Annotated in this window: 19 protein-coding genes; 7 read left to right on the top strand and 12 right to left on the bottom strand. The window is 30.7% G+C overall.

All coding sequences use genetic code 11. The annotated features are described in order from the left end of the window. Positions 1-84 precede the first annotated feature (84 nt). The 7 genes from BR69_RS0108580 (at position 85) to BR69_RS0108550 (ending at position 7138) form a co-directional block, all read left to right on the top strand. On the top strand, positions 85-1206 hold the full coding sequence (locus tag BR69_RS0108580; protein ID WP_027632819.1) for a sodium ion-translocating decarboxylase subunit beta: 1122 nt from the start codon (positions 85-87) through the stop codon (positions 1204-1206). A 12-nt stretch (positions 1207-1218) separates the two neighbouring features. Next, positions 1219-1347, top strand: coding sequence for an OadG-related small transporter subunit (locus tag BR69_RS22285; RefSeq protein WP_278246090.1), 129 nt, complete (start codon positions 1219-1221; stop codon positions 1345-1347). Between the two features lie 182 nt (positions 1348-1529). Continuing rightward, entirely contained in the window at positions 1530-2597 is a 1068-nt protein-coding gene (locus BR69_RS0108570; RefSeq protein ID WP_027632818.1) for an XdhC family protein, read from the top strand. Between the two features lie 492 nt (positions 2598-3089). Further along, a complete protein-coding gene (gene rsgA, locus BR69_RS0108565; protein WP_027632817.1) occupies positions 3090-4151 on the top strand; it encodes a ribosome small subunit-dependent GTPase A in 1062 nt (353 codons plus the stop codon). A 16-nt stretch (positions 4152-4167) separates the two neighbouring features. Next, a complete protein-coding gene (locus BR69_RS0108560; protein WP_027632816.1) occupies positions 4168-5151 on the top strand; it encodes a phosphotransferase enzyme family protein in 984 nt (327 codons plus the stop codon). A 381-nt stretch (positions 5152-5532) separates the two neighbouring features. Then, positions 5533-6129, top strand: coding sequence for a superoxide dismutase (locus BR69_RS0108555; protein ID WP_027632815.1), 597 nt, complete (start codon positions 5533-5535; stop codon positions 6127-6129). A gap of 343 nt (positions 6130-6472) precedes the next feature. Beyond that, a complete protein-coding gene (locus BR69_RS0108550; protein WP_423219674.1) occupies positions 6473-7138 on the top strand; it encodes a hypothetical protein in 666 nt (221 codons plus the stop codon). Positions 7139-7210: 72 nt separating this feature from the next. Here BR69_RS0108550 and BR69_RS0108545 read toward each other — a convergent pair whose 3' ends face one another. The 12 genes from BR69_RS0108545 to BR69_RS20240 form a co-directional block, all read right to left on the bottom strand. Next, entirely contained in the window at positions 7211-7771 is a 561-nt protein-coding gene (locus tag BR69_RS0108545; protein ID WP_027632813.1) for a nitroreductase family protein, read from the bottom strand. A gap of 92 nt (positions 7772-7863) precedes the next feature. Then, positions 7864-8838, bottom strand: coding sequence for a 2-hydroxyacid dehydrogenase (locus BR69_RS0108540; protein WP_027632812.1), 975 nt, complete (start codon positions 8836-8838; stop codon positions 7864-7866). 468 nt (positions 8839-9306) lie between these two features. After that, a complete protein-coding gene (locus BR69_RS0108535; protein ID WP_034849575.1) occupies positions 9307-10461 on the bottom strand; it encodes an exo-beta-N-acetylmuramidase NamZ family protein in 1155 nt (384 codons plus the stop codon). Positions 10462-10565: 104 nt separating this feature from the next. After that, positions 10566-11861, bottom strand: a complete 1296-nt coding sequence (locus BR69_RS0108530) for a PTS sugar transporter subunit IIC (protein ID WP_027632810.1) — start codon at positions 11859-11861, stop codon at positions 10566-10568. A gap of 41 nt (positions 11862-11902) precedes the next feature. Continuing rightward, positions 11903-12214: a PTS sugar transporter subunit IIB gene (locus BR69_RS0108525; protein WP_027632809.1), complete on the bottom strand. Its 312-nt coding sequence runs from the start codon at positions 12212-12214 to the stop codon at positions 11903-11905. 59 nt (positions 12215-12273) lie between these two features. Continuing rightward, positions 12274-12543, bottom strand: a complete 270-nt coding sequence (locus tag BR69_RS0108520) for an acylphosphatase (RefSeq protein WP_034849573.1) — start codon at positions 12541-12543, stop codon at positions 12274-12276. A 27-nt stretch (positions 12544-12570) separates the two neighbouring features. Beyond that, positions 12571-13659: a DUF871 domain-containing protein gene (locus BR69_RS0108515; RefSeq protein WP_027632807.1), complete on the bottom strand. Its 1089-nt coding sequence runs from the start codon at positions 13657-13659 to the stop codon at positions 12571-12573. A 12-nt stretch (positions 13660-13671) separates the two neighbouring features. Continuing rightward, positions 13672-15009 carry an N-acetylglucosamine kinase gene (locus BR69_RS0108510; RefSeq protein ID WP_242840674.1) on the bottom strand — a complete coding sequence of 446 codons (1338 nt, stop codon included), beginning with the start codon at positions 15007-15009 and terminating at the stop codon, positions 13672-13674. Between the two features lie 20 nt (positions 15010-15029). Next, positions 15030-15386 (bottom strand): hypothetical protein, encoded by a 357-nt coding sequence (locus tag BR69_RS0108505; RefSeq protein ID WP_027632805.1) that lies wholly within the window; start codon positions 15384-15386, stop codon positions 15030-15032. A 9-nt stretch (positions 15387-15395) separates the two neighbouring features. Continuing rightward, entirely contained in the window at positions 15396-15701 is a 306-nt protein-coding gene (locus BR69_RS0108500) for a PTS lactose/cellobiose transporter subunit IIA (RefSeq protein WP_423219673.1), read from the bottom strand. 11 nt (positions 15702-15712) lie between these two features. Then, positions 15713-17029, bottom strand: a complete 1317-nt coding sequence (locus tag BR69_RS0108495) for a 6-phospho-beta-glucosidase (protein WP_027632803.1) — start codon at positions 17027-17029, stop codon at positions 15713-15715. 684 nt (positions 17030-17713) lie between these two features. Continuing rightward, positions 17714-18496 (bottom strand): ABC transporter ATP-binding protein, encoded by a 783-nt coding sequence (locus BR69_RS20240; protein ID WP_034849572.1) that lies wholly within the window; start codon positions 18494-18496, stop codon positions 17714-17716. Position 18497 lies beyond the last annotated feature (1 nt).

Genomic DNA, 18497 nt, shown 5'->3' with positions numbered 1-18497 from the left:
AAAATGTGAGACCTTTAGCATAGCCTATTTAAGCTATGCTAAAGGTCCTTTTTATTAATAACAAATCAAAGGAGGATTTATTTTATGGATGTATTAATTCAAGGTATTACTTCTATTACTCTTGGAAATATTGCAATGTGGGCCCTAGGTGGTTTATTAATCTATCTAGCCATTGCAAAGGATTTCGAACCTGCACTACTTCTTCCAATGGGATTTGGTGCCATAATAGTTAATATACCAATGTCTGGAGCTATAACTCAAATTGTAGAAAATACTCCTGTAGAAGGAGTACTAAATGTGTTATTTAATGCTGGTATTGCTACTGAGTTATTCCCTCTACTAATATTTATTGGAATAGGAGCTATGATTGATTTTGGTCCAATTCTTCAAAACCCATTTATGTTACTTTTCGGAGCTGCAGCTCAATTTGGTATATTCTTTACTATATGTGTTGCTGGATTATTAGGCTTCCCTTTAAGAGAAGCCGCTGCTATCGGAATAATAGGTGCTGCTGATGGCCCAACGTCTATATATGTTGCAAATAAGTTTGCTAAAGAACTACTAGCTCCAATAGCTGTCGCTGCTTATTCTTATATGGCCTTAGTACCAATAATTCAACCCTTTGCCATAAAACTTGTTACAACTAAGGAAGAAAGAAAGATAAGAATGACTTATAAAGCTGAAAGCGTATCAAAGGCAACTAGAATAATATTCCCAATAACCTTAACTGTTTTAACTGGGCTTATTGCTCCAAACGCAGTTCCTTTAATAGGATTTTTAATGTTTGGTAACCTTCTTCGTGAATGTGGAGTTCTTGATAGATTATCTAATACTGCACAAAACGAACTTGTAAATATAGTAACTATACTTTTAGGTATAACCATTGCAACTACTATGGAAGCATCTAAATTTATTAATGTTCAAACCTTTATGATAATAGGTCTAGGACTTATAGCCTTTATATTTGATACCATAGGTGGAGTTTTATTTGCTAAATTAATAAACCTATTTAGAAAAGAAAAAATAAATCCTATGATAGGTGCTGCTGGTATATCTGCCTTTCCTATGTCCGCTAGAGTTATTCAAAAGATGGCTCAAAAGGAAGATAACCAAAACTTTATACTTATGTTTGCTGTAGGTGCTAACGTATCTGGTCAGATTGCATCTGTAATAGCTGGTGGGCTAATACTTATGCTAGTTAGATAGGAGGAATATATTATGAATTTTGATAGTTTACAAGAAACCCTTCCTTTAATGCTTCAAGGTATGGGTGGGATATTTATAGTTGTACTTCTTATATATATAATGATGAAAATTTTACTTAAGGTTTTTCCACCTAAGGCTTAGTCTTAATCATCTTTTATAAGGTTAAAATAAACACTATGAAACCCCATTGATTTTCAATGAGGCTTCATGGTGTTTTTTTGAAAACATTTTCTCTTCTTCCTAGTATTCTTATAAAAACTTTAATATAATAGCCTTATAGGGATATTTATTATTCAAATTTTTATATTTAGAGGGTTGATAAAATGTTTGAGAATTTATACAAAGAATTATTAGTAAAAATTAACCAGGGTAACCAGTGTGTAATGTTAACTTATCTTAATTTACATAGTGAGAAAAGTGGAGCTATAGAGAAAAAGCTTCTTTTAACAAGAGAAGAACTAGAAAATAAATCCATCTCTCTTGATCATAAGGTTTGTGATACTATATTTACTTCTTTAGATAATGGAAAAGTAAATACTATTAATACTGAAGAAAATAAATCTATTTTAGTTGAGCCTTTCTTCCCTAAGCCTCGCCTAATTGTATTTGGTGGAGGACATATAGCCAAGCCCTTAGTGGAGTTTAGTTCTAGAGTTGGATTTGCTGTGACTCTTATAGATGATAGACCAGCCTTTGCTAATAATGGACGTTTCCCTGAGGCTGAAAAAGTTATTTGCGAAAGCTTTGAGAAGTCCTTTGATTCAATTAGATTTAGAAAGTCTGATTTTGTAGTTATAATAACAAGGGGTCATAGGCATGATGGGGTTGTTCTACGTCATGTATTAAATCATGAACTTAGTTATGTTGGTATGATAGGATCTAAACGTAGAGTACGTGGTATGATGGATGAATTATTAGATGAAGGTTTTTCTAAAGAAAAATTAGACTTAGTTAACTCTCCTATTGGGCTTGATATAGGAGCTATTACTCCTGACGAAATAGCTATCTCCATAGTATCTCAGCTTATTAGCTTTAAGAATAAAGGAGTAATTGATAGACTAGGTAAAAATTTCTCATTCCCTGATTTTGATAAGGAAGTAGCTGAAAAGATAGCTGAGGACTCTGAAATGCCTAAAGCTCTTATAACCATATTATCTTCTAAGGGATCTGTACCTAGAAAACCTGGAGCTAAAATGATAGCATACTTTGATGGGAGGACCTTAGGAAGTATAGGTGGTGGTTGTAGTGAAGCTGCAGTACTAACTAATGCAAGAGGAGTTATGCTAGATAAAGGATTCTTTATTCAACATGTGGACATGACAGGAGATGTAGCAGAATCTCAAGGAATGGTCTGTGGTGGAGTTATGGATGTCCTTGTGGAATCTTTTTAAGAAGATTATACATTAGTTGTGTAATAATATTGTATTCTAAGTTAATATATGGTAATATATTTGGAAAGCTTAATAAATTTATAGGTGAAAGGAGAGATTATTTTATGCAAAAGTCATATGAGGTGATTTTAAAATAATTGCATATAGGTTCAAAGGCTTTCTAAAAAGGGACTTGTTATTCCCTCTGTTTATTGCGCCTTTTGAACACCTTTAATTTAACCCTTTAGCCTTAATAGTAGATTTAAGATACACGGTATAGGTTATCGTGTATTTTTTATGCTTAATTTTAAGTGTCCCACAGTAGGTTAATCTTACTGTGGGCTTTTTATATTCTTTTATTTAACCTCCATATGACTTTATTTAAGGCTCATATTAAGTTTTATAACAATATTTATTTTCCTAAGATTGGAATTCAATTTTTAAGTTCTATATCTAAAATTCTTATATAGTAAAAATAAATAATTTTAAAACTTAAAAAGAAAAGGAGATTTTATGAGTTTAGAAAATTTAGGTTGGGATAATTATTTCCAAGATAAATTTAAGTCTTATTTAGAAAAAGGTTTTGAGGCTGGAAGAGTGGTAAATCAACACAAAGGAAATTATATTGTATATTCAGAGAAAGGTAATTTCAGTGGTAAGTTAAGCGGAAAATTTATGCATAATGCAGATGTTAAAAAAGATTATCCCACTGTTGGTGATTGGGTCGTAATTAAAAATATTAATGATAAAGAAGTGGTAATACATGATATCCTACCAAGAAAAAGTTACTTTTCTCGTAAACTCTCAATTTCAGGGGGAAGAAAAGTGAAAAATGGTGTGCTGGTAGGTGGATATATAGAAGAGCAAATTATAGGATCAAATATAGATATCGCCTTTATTGTAATTGGTGCAGATGATAATTTTAATGTACAGAGAATTGAAAGATATATTACTCTAGTTCGCAGTAGCAAAATATTACCTGTAATACTTCTAAATAAATGTGATCTTTGCAATGATATATCTGAATATATAGAAAACATAAAGGCCGCTTCTCATGATATAGATATTCATGCCATAAGCATTCTAGATAAGATTAACTTGAATGTATTTAATGAATATTTATGCCTTGGTAAAACTCTTGTATTTCTTGGTTCTTCTGGAGTTGGAAAGTCTTCAATCATTAATTATCTATTTGGAGATGATATGCAAAGAACAAATTCAGTAAGTGATTCCAATAAAAAGGGTAAGCATACCACAACGAGTCCTAGGCTTTTCCTTCACCAATCTGGTTGCATGCTAATAGATACCCCTGGTATTCGAGAACTTCAGTTATGGGCAGATGAAGATATTCTTAAAGAAAGCTTTAAAGATGTTTATTCCCTAACTGAAAAATGTAAATATAGAGACTGCACCCATAAAAAAGAACCAGGTTGTGCAATTAAAATGGCTATAGACTCAGGAGAACTACCCATTAAAAGGTTTGAAAGCTATATATCTCAGTTAAAAGAGTTAAAATCATTAAAGGAAAGTAAAAATGCTTATTACAGTAATAGAAAGAATAATAAAAAAATATAAAGTGAGGTTATGTGTATTGTTAAAATTAAAATATTTATTTGATAATAAAGATTTGGCCCTAATGATACTTGAAAATTGGGATTATGATAAATCAGAGTCTGACCCCCTAAAATTCTTTAGAATTTCATCTAATGCTATTTATATATTTAAAAATAATGAAGAAAATATTTTTCTTAGATTTACTCCTTCTGAAGAAAAATCTAAGGATAGCATAATGGCTGAACTTGAATTCTTAAGTTATTTAAGAAATAATGGCTACCCTACCGTAGAAACTCTATTATCAAAAAGGGGAAATGAACTTGAAGTAGTAGATACTCCTTGGGGAGTATATTGTGCAGTAGCTTTTAAAGAAGTGCCTGGTAGGCCATTAAGTAGGATATCCTTAACGGAGGATATTATATTCCACTATGGTAAATCTTTAGGAAAATTGCATAAATTAAGTTGTGAGTATATCCCTTCTCAAAAACCACGTAAAGGTTGGATGGATACTCTAATATGGATGGAAGATATCTTATCTAACTTCCCTGATGAGTCTTCAGCTATAAATGAACTCCATATACTAAGAGAATATTTTTTAAATCTTCCCTCTACTAAAGAAAATTTTGGTCTTATTCATTATGACTTTGAAACAGATAATGTATTCTATAATAAAACTACAAACAGCTACCATCCTATAGATTTTGATGATGGCTTATATCATTGGTATACCATGGATGTAGTACAAGCAATAGAATCTATTAAAGACACTATTGAAGACGATAATATAGATTATTTTTTAGAGAAATTTATTTCTGGATACAATACAGAGTATAATACTTCACATGATATGATTAAGTTACTTCCTATTTTCAGAAGATATGCTGACCTATATAGTTATGTTCGTTTACTTCGTTCCCTAAAAGACACATGGAATAATGAGCCTGAATGGATGGTAGGTTTAAGAATTAAATTAAATAACTTCTTAAATATAACCAAAGATAACTTTGGTCGTCCTATTTAAGATAGATTAAATTTATATGTTACTCTAGTTAAGTATTTTTACTGTATTAAAATGTAATATTTCAAAATAATTAATTAAAGTTAATAAATTTAACCAGCATAACATGTAAGAATCCTATAGCTTATAAACTATAGGGTTTTTACATAAACACTTAACTTATTCCTTAAAAATATCATTGATTTATCTTTCTTTGGATAGATGTATAAATTAAGTTTAAAACTTAAAACCCTATAATAATATTTATATACTAAAATTTAATAATTCTATTTACTCCCTGTAATAGCCTAACAATATAAATATTCCAGATTCTATCAATGTATAAATTATAATCTAAGAGTAATAATAAACACATATTAAATTATAATTTACGAGGTGATATAAATGGCTCATACTTTACCAGATTTACCTTATGCATATAATGCTTTAGAGCCTCACTATGATGAGGCTACTTTAAAGATTCACCATGATCTTCATCATAAAGGTTATGTAGATGGATTAAATAGTGCAGAGGCTAAAGTTGAAGAATGTAGAAAAACAGGAGACTACTCCTTAATTAAACACTATGAAAGAGAATTAGCTTTCCACGGAGCAGGACACATATTACATACTTTATTTTGGGAAAATATGTCCCCTAACAGTGGAGAACCTAAAGAAGACTTACTAACTCAAATAAACAAAGACTTTGGAGACTATGAAACCTTCAAAAAACAATTTTCTGCAGCAGCTATTGCAGTAGAAGGCTCTGGCTGGTGTATTTTATGTTGGAATTGCTTATTTGAAAAGTTAGTAATATTAACAGCTGAAAAGCATCAAGACTTAACTCAATGGGCTGTTAAACCTTTATTAATCCTAGATGTTTGGGAGCATGCATATTACTTAAAATATCAAAATAAGAGAGCTGCCTTTGTGGAAGCCTGGTGGAACATAGTAAACTGGGATGTTGTAAGTGACAGATTTAAATGTGCTTCTAAAAAATAACTAATATAATATTAATAGAGTAGGAGAGAAACTTAATTTCTCTCCTACTCTATTATAAATTTTAAACTATATAAGGTCTTAATATAAAGAATTAACTTATTCATTAAAATATCCTTAATTTATAATGATTTAGACAAATGTATAAATTAACTTTTAAACTTAAATTCCTATATCTAGTTTTAAGCTTGAATTTTAACTTATACACTAATTAAAGCCTAATATATTGAAACTCATAGGTTTTAATTAGTGTATAAAATAAGTTTTATCCTTAAAACCTATATATATATCTATAACAGTATCATTTTAGTCTCCCCTCTGTTATACTTGTTTTCATACCAAAAGAATGAAAGAGGTGTTTTTTATAAATACAAATTACAAGAACATAGAAAATACGTATGAAATTAAAGGAGATACTGCTTTAATTTCATTATTAAAAAAGAATGGTTCAGAACTTACAGTGAAAATAGACTTTAATGATATAGAAAAGGTTAAAGCTATGGGAATTTGGTTTGCTGAATGGAATAAAGATTTTAACAACTATATAATTCAGAATATAAGTTTAACTAAAACTAATAAAAAAGGTAAACCATTAAAACAAAGCTTACAAAGTGTAATTTTAAACACTCATGCTAAAGCTCCTATTAGACACATAAATGGAGATACTTTAGATAACAGAAAATGTAACCTAGAAATAGTTGAAAGAAACACTAGAAATGATTATGAAATTATAGATGAGAACACAGTTTCTATAATTTTAAGAAATAAAACTGGTAAAGCTATATCTAAAGCTTTAATATCTAAGGAAGATTTACATAAAGTAATTACTGATGAATATAGTTGGGTAGAACATAGAATTCATGGAAATCTTTGTGTTGTAGCTAATACTCCTAGTGGAAGAATTCACTTAGATAGAATACTTATGAATCCTTCTGATAATGAAACTATTCATCATATTAATCTTAATCCATTAGATAATAGAAGAAACAACTTAGAGACTGTTGAAATTTAACCTTTTATCATAAAGAAAATAACACCAAAATACTAACTAAAGTTAGTCCTTTGGTGTTTTATTCACTAAATTTTACTTTATATAGGTAATTGTATTTTCTTTTCTTGATGGACCATTAGTTGAGGTTCCCTTTTTATATCCAAGAGATACTGCATGTATTTGTCTAAAACCTTCTGGTATTTGAAGTTCCTTAAGGAATCCTTTTCCCTCTTCACTATTTAATAAATACTCAATAAATCCAATCCAACAAGAGCCAACTCCTAAAGATTCCCCTGCTATTAACATGTTTTCTACTGCTGCTGCACAATCAATTGGAGAGTATCTATTAGTTTCATCTCCTGATACCAATATAACTGTAGGTGAGTTATAAAAAACATGGAAGTTTTCATTATTACCAAATTTTCTAAGATAATCATTATCTGACTTTTTAGCAAACTCTTTAAAGCTATAATTTAATCTATCTATAAGATCTTTATTCTGTACTACTGTAAAATGCCATGGTTGTTTATTTGTAGCACTTGGTGCATAAATCCCTGCATCTAGTATATTCTTTAAATCTGATTCTTTGATTTGATCCGGTAAGAAATTTCTTGTACTCCTTCTATCTCTTATAACCTTTAAAATTTCATTCATATTAAAATCCCCCTATACTCAATATATTCTATTAATATACTTACTCTAAGCCTTTTTAATTCATGTATAATATCTACTAAAAATTTAAATCTCTACTTAATAAGCTCAGGTACAGCATTAGGTGGAACTTCTCCTAATACTCCTTTAACAAGATTTTCAGCAGCTAACATAGCCATTTGAGAGCGAGTTCTTTCAGTTGCTGATCCTAAGTGAGGAAGAGTAACCACATTATCCATCTTAAGAAGTAGATTATCTATTTCTATTGGTTCACTTTCATAAACATCAAGACCTGCTCCTAAAATCTTTTTATTTTGTAATGCTTCAATTAGAGCCTTTTCATTTACTGTACTTCCTCTTGAAGCATTAATAAATATGGATGTGGTTTTCATCATATTAAACTCTTTAGAGTCTATAAGATGATATGTTTCATTATTAAGTGGTGTCATTAATAAAATAAAATCAGACTTTTTAAGCAGGTCTTCAAAATCACTATACTCTATTCCTAATTCCTCTTCTATTTCTAACTTTCTGTTTCTATTATAATATATTACATCCATATCGAAGCCAAGCTTTGCCCTTTTAGCTACAACCTCTCCTATCCTTCCCATGCCGATTATACCTAAAGTTGAGTTATGAACATCCACTCCAAATAAACTATTATCAGCTGGTGCTTTCCAATTGCCATCCTTTACGTACTTATCCATCTCTGTTATCCTACGTGCGGAAGCTAGAATCAATCCAAATATAAGATCTGCAACAGTATTATTTAATACATTAGGAGTATTAGTGCCTATAATATTTCTTGACTTCATAGCATCTAAGTTAAAGTTATTGTATCCAACTGTAGCATTACTAACTACTTTTAACTTAGGAGCTGCATCTATAAACTCCTCATCAACCTTAATCCCTGCTAAAAGTACCCCGTTTTTATCACTGATTTTATTAAATAGTTCATCTTTTCCTACTTCTTCATCCTTATCCCACTTTTCATAATCACAGTGCTTACCTATATACTCTTCCACCTCATATGGCACTTTATTTGCAATGTATACCTTTGGTCTCCCCATAATCTACTTCATCCCCTTTTTAAATTAAATATTATAAAATCTAAATAATTTATTATTTTATTCCTTTTTTAATTATTATACTGCTTTAAGGTTTTATATCAAGCTATTTAAAGCCTTATATGCCTTTCTTTAAATGTATAATTCCTGACTACAAAGTAATTAATGACTTAGAATTGGTATACATAGATCAGAATTCCTTTGATACTTCAAAGTTTGCAGGTAAGTCATCCAACTTCCCTGCAATTATTCATGTATTTCACCACTATCTTAAAACATAGCCATTCTATAAAATCCATGTATATAAAATAAATAGAACCATATATATTAAAATATATACAGCTCTATTTTTATATAAATTGACTTTAGAGTTAGTTTACTATTTTATTAAAATATATTAATTAGATAAGTGTGTTAGTAATCTATAAAATATACTTTAAACTTATATACTACTCCTCATCAATTTTATAATTATTTATATAGATAATACTTAGAAGCTTTTTCCCTAAAAGATTGAGTTTCAGTGTTCCACTTTTCTAATATATCCTTAGCACTTAACTCTTTCCCAAGGCTTTCTCTTAATATTTTAGTTCCTGAAATAGAATCTAAGAAAATTCCATAACCTTCACTTTCAATAAATTGAAGATCTCCCTTATCCATTTTTATTATAACTTCAAGTAAATGTAAGCCTACTTCTACTCCATTAACTTCTCTTGTATCTGTTATGTGTATTTGGACTCCTCCACACATCTTTCCTTCATGCTTTGAAAAGGTAGGAGTATAATATATAGGTCTAAATCTAACCCCTTTAATATTTTTCTCTTCCATAATCTCTGCTAACTTATATCCATCTATCCAAGGTGCTCCAACTATTTCAAAGGGTTTTGTTGTTCCTCTTCCTTCTGAAATATTTGTTCCCTCTAAGAGGCAAGTTCCATTATATAATAAGGATGTAGAAAGACTTGGCATATTAGGAGAAGGACTTATCCAAGGCAAATCTGTATCTTCATAAAGCATCCACCTTTCCCATTCTTTTATTTTAATAACCTCTAAATCACAACCTATATTAAATTCATTATTAAAATAATGGGCAAGTTCCCCTATGGTTAACCCATATCTTATAGGAATTGGATACATACCTACAAAGGTTTTAAATTCCTCTTCTAATATATTTCCTTCCACCTTTTCTCCACCAAGTATATTTATTCTATCTAGTACCAAAAGCTTTTTATTATTTTCCTTACATGCCTCTAAACAATACCCCATGGAATATATATATGTGTAGAATCTTGAGCCCACATCTCCTATATCGAATACTAATACATCTATACCTTCTAACATTTCTTTTGAAGGCTTTTTATTTTCTCCATAAAGGCTATAAACCTTTATTCCAGTTCTTTCATCAGTATAAGTACCTACCTCTTCCCCTGCTTGAAGGTTTCCCCTTATTCCATGCTCTGGAGAAAATAAAGCTACTAGATTAAAATTCTCATTAAATACATCTATTGTATACTTAAAATCCTTATTTATTCCACTAGGAGATGTTATAAGTCCAACCTTTTTATCTCCTAAGGCTTTCTTTATTTCATCTAAATTATCTATTCCATTTAGAACTTGGTGCCTCATCACTAATTCCTCCTAATTATACAAGTTTTAAAGTGGTGTAATCTTAAAAATCAAGGGTGACTCTTAGAGTCACCCTTTAAAACTTTTTTAAATTATACTTATATTTAGTTTGATTCAGCAGCTTGCATAGCTTCTAATTGCTCTGCTTCTTCCTTTAATAAGTTCTTTTCGTACATCTTGAAGAATGGATAGTATATAGCTAATGCTATCATAAAGTTAATTATTACAAGAACTGCTGCTCTCCAGTCATTTGTTGACATTGCTGCCTTAATTGGTGAAGGTAATACCCAAGGTGCCATTATTGATACCTTATTTACCCAACCTAATGTCATAGCTATATAAGTTATTGTACAGTTTATAACTGGTCCAACTATAAATGGTATTGCTATTATTGGGTTAAGAACTATTGGAGCACCAAATATAATTGGTTCATTTATATTAAATATTCCTGGTATAATAGAGAACTTACCAACTTGCTTTAAGTATGCTGATTTTGAGAATAAGAATAATACGCAAAGTGCTAATGTACCACCTGATCCTCCTATCCATACAAATAAGTCAAAGAACCCTTCTGTACCGATGTTTTGTGCAACATTTCCAGCAGCAGCTGCTGCCATATTTTCATCAAGTAAAACTAACCATATTGGTCTTAAAAGTGAACCTATAACTGATACACCGTGAACTCCTGATGCCCATAGTAAACATATAAATAAAGTTGGAAGTAATACTCCTAAATAACTGTTACCTGCAACACTTACTAAAGGACTAAATAATACTTTTATTATTTCGTTTACATCAACCTTGAACATAACTCTTACTAACCAGAATAAAGTTATTACTATAGCTCCTGGAATTAATGCTTCAAAGCTTCTCGCAACAGATGGTGGAACTTGATCCGGCATCTTTATTGTAATATTCTTAGTCTTACAGAATCTTAAAACTTCTACAGCTATAATCATACTTAAAATTGCAGTGAACATTCCTGCTCCACCAAGATACTCCATCTTAAGTACCCAGCCTAAAGCTTTATCTGTAGCTTTGTCTGTTACGTTTAGTGGTATATTTAAGCTTAAGAAAGCTGCCATTGAAAGTACTCCACCAGATATACCATCTAGTTTATATGACTTTGATAATGCATATCCCATACCATAACTAGCATACAGTGACATTAAGCCCATTGTAACTCTAAAAGGTAAAACAATATCTCCAGCATATGGAGCTATAAACTCTTTCCATGCTGTTATTGGTATATTAATCATTAATAAAAAGAAACATCCAACAAGTATTAAAGGAAGTGTTGATATAATTCCGTCTCTAATAGCTCTTAAGTGTTTTTGTTCTGCCATCTTTGCCATTGGTGGCATCATTTTTTCTTCCATAAGTCTCATAAGTTTTTCCATTAACCTGAGTCCCCCCTTAAATCATATAATTTATAAAATTATTATTTGGCATGTTTTTTAATGATATCGTTTAATACCTTTGGTGCTCCTATTGGAGTGTATCCCATTGGTGGAATTAACTCTACTGGTACATTTCTTCTTTCTCCAACTTCCTTGAAGAAATCAAGTCTGTGCTTTACTTGAGGAGCAACTATTACTAAGTCATATGAACCAGCTTCTAATTTTTCCTCATATTCTGGTGTACCTATAGCCATTATCTCTAGTGGGAAGTTTTGTTTTTTAGCTTCTCCCTCTATTGCTTTTACAACTATTGTTGAAGACATTCCTCCAGAACAAACCATTAATACATTCATTTATATTTCCTCCTTTATATTTATCTAGTATTTTATATATAATTTTAAATATTACCCTATTATTTAACTAAGAACATTCTCTCACTTGAAACTAAATCCATAGATTCACTTTCAATGTTTTCTACCTTGAAAAAGCCATTTCCTAGCTTAAGTTTTTCTATAAACTTTTCAATATTCTCTTCTTCTCCTTGAAGTTCTAAGTTTATTGCTCCTGCCTCTCCTCTTTTAGCAATACCAGTAAGTTTTAATGATGAAGCAGTCATTTGAGCAAAGTATCTTATTCCTCCATCTCCTATATTTCCTGTTATCATAAGCTTTTTTCTAATCATGTTTAATATCACTCCTAAAGTAAACCTTTAATCTAAAACCTTAAGTTTAAACTTTTGCCAAGGCTTTATATAATCTAATAGGAATAACTCTCCCTCTTCTATTCTACCTACAATGTTACTTTTACCTGAGTTTTCCATAGGCTTTAATGCCACTTGTAACTCACCAGCATAGTGTCCATAAAGAGATGTTTCAATTATTATGTCTCCTCTATTCATATCTGGTGTATTAAAAGGTTCAAAGTTATGTCCTCTATATTTAACCCTACTTTGAGTAGATCTTATAACGTATTCAGAAACATCTCCTCTATTGAAGTGGTATTCCTTTGAAACAATATCACCTTCAATAGTTGGAATATCATCTACTAAAGTACACTTAAGCTCTAGACAATAAGGATCTAACTTACTTAATGCCTTTAGTTCTTCCTCTGATGCAAAAGCATTGGCTATTATAACATCATCTATAAGATCTGTTGCCCATAAATGCTTAGCTTGCACATCTATCGGAAGGCTTCTATGACACTCTAATGTACATAACCCCTCTGATACTGGCCATGGTCCATATTTTGCAGTATTTGAGGAAACAAAAGCTGCTGTTCTTAAACCTTTTTCCTTAAATTGCTCTGAGCACTTTATAAAATGTTCAAAACTTAGTCCAGTATATCTATGAGGATAGAAGTTATGACATCCTAGAAGGTTTTCTTTATTTGGTAAATAACTTAAGATATTATCTATATATTTAGTTCCGTTACTCATATTAACTTCTATCTTCATTCCGTGTGGATTATAAGTCATTTGAGATTCTTCTATGCCATTGAACCCCATATCCAATCTTATGCCATAAAGCCCCATATCTTTGAAGAATCTAAGGTCTTTTATATCCAGTTCTAAGTCCTTAAAAACCTTAGGACTCACATCTGCAATAACTTCCATTCCGAAGGTATTAGCATGGGTAACTATATCTTTAAATTCATCTAAGATTCTTTCTTTTTCTCCTTCAACAGATAGAAGACAAGTAAATATTCTTTTAAATCCATACTTTCCAGCTAAAGATATATAATCTTTTATCTCTTCTCTTGAATTATGCATTGGATATATAGAAATTCCAAGTTTTCTCATGAGAGTCCCTCCTTAAATATTTATTTTAAGATCCTTAAGAGCCATATAATAGGCTCCCTTTGCTGATGAAACATCTTCATCAACCAATATATAATCTCCTATAAGATTGTTAAGTTCATTTATAAAACTCTCTTTGACTAAAGACACCTTTGTGAGTATACTTCCCTTAACAGCTATAGATACATTTTCTTTTAAATTCATAAGCTTATAGGTCTTGTAGGTGATTCTAGCTAAATGACTACCTGCTTCTTTTAAAATATGAGCTGCATTTTCATCTCCTGCATCTGCTGCCCTTACTACTACAGGAACTAGTGCAGCTATATCCCCTTTATTTGAGGAATACACAAACTTTATCATACTTGGGATATCCTTAATCTTAAGCTCTTCAAGGACTTTTTTTGATAAATAACTAACTTCTTTTCCATCATCATTATCATTTACCATTTTCTTTATAGCTTCTATTGCAATAAAATATCCACTACCTTCATCTCCCAGTATATTTCCCCAGCCTCCTGCTCTAAAGCTTTCCTTGCCTTTCTTTCCACAGCTTATGGAACCTGTACCTGATATGGTTAAAATTCCATCTTCCCCTTTAAGAAGGGCATTTATAGCAAGATCTGCATCACTTACAACTGTTACGCTCACAGGAAATCTTTCTTCAATATAGCTTTTTATTATCTCTTTATTATTTCCTGTTTCTGCTCCAGCAAGACCTGCATATATATGCAAACACTTACTTTCATCTAAATCCTTTATACACTTAAGTACAGATATCTCAATATTCTTAAGTCCTTCTTCCTTATTTACTAGGATATTACCAAAGCCTGAGATTCCCTCTGATATCTTATTGCCATTAAGGTCATAAGCTACAGCTTCTGTCTTAGTGCCTCCCCCATCAATACCTATGATATATTCAACATTCACTAATTCATTCACTATCTTTTTCATCCTATTTCTGCTCTTTATTACTTGAAAATAATTCTCTATATAATTCTCTAATTCATTTGTGAGCTTATTTTTTATTTCTTCCCCTTGAAATCCCTTAGTACTTAAATTCTCAGTTTTTGTTTTAAGAAATTTATCTATATTATTAGATATACTTTCCTTATCTTCTAAGCTTTTTACCTCGTACTCTATAGTACTTAAATCCACATAGTATAGAACTGGTCTTCCTTCCCTTCTATATATGAGATTCATTTCCATAAGCTTTTTAAACTGCTTTACTACATTGGGTCTATACATATTTAATTTTGCGGCTACTGTTTTTGCATCAATACCTTTTATCTCGCCTAAAACATATTGCTTTCTGCACTCATCTTTTATAACATCATAAACAGCTTCATGTCTCAAAATTCTCCCCACCTTACTTCTTACTTCACGCTTCTCCTTTTCTTTTTCCCTTTGCTTTTATCATCATTTTTTATATATTTTGAGTAATCTATTAAACCTTTTACCTGCTTATTATCTATCATCATTCTTGATAACTCGAAAAACATAACTACTGATTCAATAAAGAGAAATAATAATATCCCCCAAATAATACTTGGGATTTCCCCAAATATTATTTTAGGTACTATGAGAAACAGTGGAGAGACTCCCCCTATTATCCAACGATTTATTTTAATCTTTTTAACATTACACAAATAATGGGTTAACTTAACAGGAATCATTATACTTACTATGGCTGAAAATAAATATATTATCCCAGTAAATAAGTTATATAGCATTGTATCCACCTATTTACTTCTTATTTCTTTATACATCTCTATCATTTGAGATACTAAATATTGCTCTGACATTGCAGTCATTAACTGGTCTTGAGCATGAACCATAAGTAAGCTTACCTTTATTCCCCCATTTATTTCTTCTTGTATTAACTTAGTTTGAGTATTATGAGCTACTTTCATTTCCTCATCACATTTACCTATTAATTCTTTTGCCTTTTCAAAGTCTCCCTTTTGCGCTTCCTTAAGAGCATCAAATATATATCCTCTTGCTTCCCCTGTATGAGATATTATTTCAAAAATCATTTCTTCCATCATTTTTATTCCTCCTAAAATTTAAACTGCTTTAAGTGATCCTTATTTATTTCAAATAATTCCTCTAGTAATTTCTTTGCCACTTCTACAGATGGCACTAAAGGATGATTTGCCATAGCAAGGAATGCCTTATCCTTATCTCCCTTAACTGCCGCTTCTACAGCTGGTACCTCGTAAGCCTTAACAGCTTGTACTACTCCTAATGCTTCAATTGGTAACTCCTCTTTTAATGTTATTGGAGTTGCTCCTCTTCTATCTATTAAACAGTTTCTTTCTATTACACAATCAGCTGGTAAGTCTTTTATTGTTCCGTTATTCACAACATTTACAACGTGGACTTCCTTCTTATCATTATAGATGGCACTTATTAATGAAACTGCTGCTTCTGAGTAATAAGCTCCTCCTCTTTTTTCAAGTTCCTTAGGCTTTTCCTTAAGCTCTTCATCTTTATATAACTCAAATAATCTTGTTTCTACCTTCTTAACTACTTCTGCTCTTGTACCATCGCCCTCTGGTGATGCAGCTTTTTTCTCTTCTTCTAAAAGCTTATCACTCATTAGATAATATCTATGATATGGAGATGGAATACATCCTAAAGCTTTTAAATAATCTCTATCCCATGGCATTGGTGGAATGTTCTTCATAGACATTGTTTCTCCATCAGTCATTATGTCTATTAACTTCATTGTTACATCTTCACCTTTTAACCATACATTCTTAACCCAAACTAAATGATTAAGGCCTGCAAAATCAACATATAAGTCTTCTGGACTTACTTCTAATATTTCTGCAAAATTCATTTTCATATGAACTGGTACATTACATAATCCTATACACTTTACGTCAGTAAATTTATTAACTGCTTCTGTAACTAATCCAGATGGGTTTGTAAAGTTTATTAGGAAAGCATTTGGACAAAGTTCCTTTATATCCTTACATATATCCATCATAACTGGAATTGTTCTTAATGCCTTTGCAAAGCCTCCTGGTCCTGTAGTCTCTTGTCCAATAACATCATACTTAAGTGGAAATCTTTCATCCTTTGCTCTTGCTTCTAATCCACCTACTCTAAATTGAGTAACTACAAAGTCTGAATCCTTTAAGGCTTCTCTTCTATCTGTAGTAAGATTTATCTTTATATCAACTTCTGCTTTTTTCACCATTCTTTTAGCAAGGTTTCCTACAATCTCAAGCTTTTCTCTTCCTGCCTCTATATCTACTAGGTTTATCTCTGAAACTGGAAGTTCCTCTCTTCTTTTAATAAATCCTTCAATTATTTCTGGGGTATAACTACTACCTCCACCAATAACTGTGATTTTTAATTTACTCATTTAACTACCTCCTTATCCCTAATACCTATTTATGTAATAACGTTTACTTACAATATCAAGTAAACTTTTCTAATGTTTTTTCTAATGCGTTAATGTATTATTAGTATACTTTAATGATACATTGATATCGTTAACATGTCCACTTATTTGAAATAAAATTTCAATATTTATTACTTTATTAATTTACCACCACTTTTTTTAAATATAATTATTAAAAATAGGGTTATTTTAAATTTTTAATATTTTTTCTTCAAAATAAGTATACACTATTATATATATCTATAATTTTTCTTAAACTTATATGGAAAACTTTAGGTAAATAATTATATGAAAGTATACACTTTCTTATACTCTTTAGATACTTTTCTGCAAATTTCCACCTATTTACTCCATAATCTCCACTTACTGTATAAAGTAATTGTATACAATTATACTAATGATACTAATGTTTTTTATTAATAATGAAATATAGAAATAAAAACCACAATGATTCAAAATTCATTTCTTCTAATTGGAGAATATGATAAAACTCTCGCTTATTTTAAAGGTGAATAATAACTACATGCTTATTTAAAACTAATACTAGAAGGTAATATTATATATACCCACAGAAAATATTCTATAAAAAAAAATAGAACCACATATATATGTAATTCTATTTCTTCTTAATGAATTTTATTATAATTATATGCTATCATATCCAAAACAAGCCGGTGATCCATTGGTTTCATCAATGATAATTCTAGCATCAATATTAAATACTTCTTTTAATACAGGCTTTGTGATTACCTCTTCTGGTTTACCTATGGCCATTATTTCTCCACCCTTCATTGCTACAATGTTATGAGAAAATCTTGAAGCATGATTAATATCGTGAAGTACCATAACTACAGTACACTTTCTTTCCTTATTTAACTCTTCTACGATCTTAAGTACTTCTAGTTGGTGTGACATATCAAGATAGGTAGTTGGCTCATCAAGAAGTAAAACATCTGTTTCTTGAGCCAATGCCATAGCTAGCCATACCTTTTGCCTTTGCCCTCCTGATAAACAGCCTATTTCACGATCCTTAAATCCATTAACTTTTGTAACATTTATTGCCCACTCTATAATTTCTTTATCCCTAGTAGTTAATTTATTTATCTTCTTACAATGAGGAAACCTTCCATAAGAAATTAACTCTTCAACCTTTAACTCTGGAGGAGCTACAGGGTTTTGAGGAAGTAGTGCTAAAGTCTTTGCAATACTCTTAGTTTGTATTTTAGCAATGTTTTCTCCTCTTAAATAAACTTCTCCCCTACTAGGCTTTATTATACGGCCCATGGTTTTTAATAAAGTAGACTTTCCACATCCATTTGGTCCAATTATAGTTGTTATTTTACCCTCTTCTACTTTTAAATTTATATCCTTAAATACTACAAAGTTTTCATAGCACGTTTCTAACTTATTAACTTCTAATATACTCACC

It is taken from the genome of Clostridium hydrogeniformans DSM 21757 (genome assembly GCF_000686705.1).
GTDB lineage: Bacteria > Bacillota > Clostridia > Clostridiales > Clostridiaceae > Clostridium_Z > Clostridium_Z hydrogeniformans.
This window is presented reverse-complemented; position numbering and strand designations above follow the sequence as displayed.